The sequence below is a fragment of the Arthrobacter sp. 3Tela_A genome (assembly GCF_049311025.1).
In the GTDB taxonomy this organism is placed as follows: domain Bacteria; phylum Actinomycetota; class Actinomycetes; order Actinomycetales; family Micrococcaceae; genus Arthrobacter_B.
On the sequence record NZ_JAXIOM010000113.1, the window covers coordinates 1 to 1,909 of the forward strand.

General features: G+C 63.4%; 2 protein-coding genes and 2 rRNA genes. All 4 read left to right on the top strand.

The features are described from left to right. Positions 1-87: ribosomal RNA gene (gene rrf / locus TVC13_RS17975) — 5S ribosomal RNA — on the top strand; the annotation flags it as partial. Between the two features lie 172 nt (positions 88-259). Beyond that, a 5S ribosomal RNA gene (gene rrf, locus TVC13_RS17980) occupies positions 260-376 on the top strand. A 215-nt stretch (positions 377-591) separates the two neighbouring features. Then, the gene (locus TVC13_RS17985) at positions 592-1,362 is read left to right on the top strand and encodes a hypothetical protein (RefSeq protein ID WP_422402491.1); all 771 of its coding nucleotides are present in this window, start codon (positions 592-594) and stop codon (positions 1,360-1,362) included. After that, positions 1,359-1,805: a nuclear transport factor 2 family protein gene (locus tag TVC13_RS17990; protein WP_422402492.1), complete on the top strand. Its 447-nt coding sequence runs from the start codon at positions 1,359-1,361 to the stop codon at positions 1,803-1,805. The genes TVC13_RS17985 and TVC13_RS17990 overlap by 4 nt, the downstream gene beginning before the upstream one ends. The last annotated feature ends 104 nt before the right edge of the window (positions 1,806-1,909 follow it).

Genomic DNA, 1,909 nt, shown 5'->3' on the forward strand with positions numbered 1-1,909 from the left:
GGTCCCATTCCGAACCCGGAAGCTAAGACCCGCAGCGCCGATGGTACTGCACCCGGGAGGGTGTGGGAGAGTAGGTCACCGCCGGACAACTATTAACGAGTTCCGGGCCCCGCCCCGGGGAGGGGCGCAGGCCGGGATCATGGTCAAAAGCACTCCAAGGACGGGGTAAGATAGTAGAGCATCACCGCCGCAGACTGGTTCTCGAATCAGGAATGCGGCGCGTGACCCAGGTTTTCCCGCGCAAGCGAGGACAAAGGGTTACGGCGGTCATAGCGTGGGGGAAACGCCCGGTCCCATTCCGAACCCGGAAGCTAAGACCCGCAGCGCCGATGGTACTGCACCCGGGAGGGTGTGGGAGAGTAGGTCACCGCCGGACATACCGTAGAGATGAAGATCCATACAAGGATGTATGGATCTTCATCTGTTTAACGGCTGCGAATCGTTCCGGCCGGAGCCTGGATCCCCGTCGGCGGCAGGCCGGCCGTTTTCCTGTATGCCACCTCCCCGCCCATGCAACAGCAGGCCTCTTTGCTGCACGCCACCACCACTCTCTGATAGCGTAACCAAACAAGCGTTAGCCTAAGGAGACCGATGCTCGCTGACCTGGCTTTTTTCTCTTTCGTGGAACTGACGGACGCCTCCCAGCACGGCGCATACAACCGCTGGCACCAGCTGGACCATCGTCCGGAAAATCTTGCCCTGCCCGGAGTCGCCTGGGGCGACCGGTGGGGGAGATCCAGGGATTCCTCAACAGGTCAGGTGGCCGCGAGCCCGTTCGAGGGGACCGACTACGTTGCCATGTACTGGTTCCGCTCACCGGTCCACGAAAGCGTTGAAGAGTGGGACCGGCTCGGCGAAGCCTCCTTCCAATGGGGCCGGGGCCCCATCATCCCGGGCGTGCGCAGACCGCTGCTGGGATTCTTCCGGCCGGTCAAGGGTTATTCCGCGCCACGGATCCTGCTGGACCCGGATGTACTGCCTTATCGCCCCAACCGCGGCCTTCACATCACGCTGACCCAGCACGATGAACCGCATGGTGCTCAGACACATGACTGGCACGCGTGGGAAGACAGGAACCTGATTCCTCAGCTGCTGGAGGTGCCCGGTGTCGCCGGCGCCTGGACCTTCTCCTTTAGCCATCTCCAGCAGCACTCAACACTGCCCTTCGATTCCGCCGGGGCATATGGTCCCGGTGCGCTCAGGATCCGCTTGCTTTACCTGGATGAGGACGTAACCGAAACCACCGGCAGGATCCTGGAAACCCAGTGCGCCGTGAACGCAGGAATCAACGCGCCGGCGGAAGTCGGCAAGGTCTTGTTCTCGGCCCCCCTGAAGACGATCGTTCCGTGGCAGGACTGGTGAAAAGCCTGGAAGAGCGCCTCCAGGCGCTGGAAGACCGGGCCAGTATCGTCGAAATCCTGGCCAGCTACGGACCGCTGGCAGATACAGCCGACGGTGCAGGAATCAGCGAACTCTGGGACGGCGCCGGGACGTACACCTTTGACTCCACCACGCTGGAACGCTCAGAGATTGGCGCGCTGGTGGAGCTCGACTCCCACCGTGAATTCATACGGGCCGGCTGCGCACATTTCCTGGGCTCTCCCACCATCCGGATTGCAGGGGACAGTGCCACGGCGGTCAGCCACTCGGTGGTTCTGGTGCACCGCGACGGCGTCTGGATCGCCGAGCGTGTCAGTGCGAACCGCTGGGAACTGGTGCGGACAGAGAATGGCTGGAAGGTTGCGAACCGGACAAACCGGCTCCTTGCCGGGGCCGAGGAAGCCAGGGCACTCCTCAAACACTAGGCCGGCACGGACAAGGCACCCGCGCCGTGCACGGGTGCCTCAACCAGCGGAACCGGTTGCCGGGCGCGGTCGCGTATTCACCTCGCCGCGCCCACGAGCCGAGG

Coding starts and splice junctions, on each gene's coding strand:
- TVC13_RS17985 (WP_422402491.1), top strand. CDS start 592: ATGCTCGCTGACCTGGCTTTTTTCTCTTTCGTGGAACTGACGGACGCC.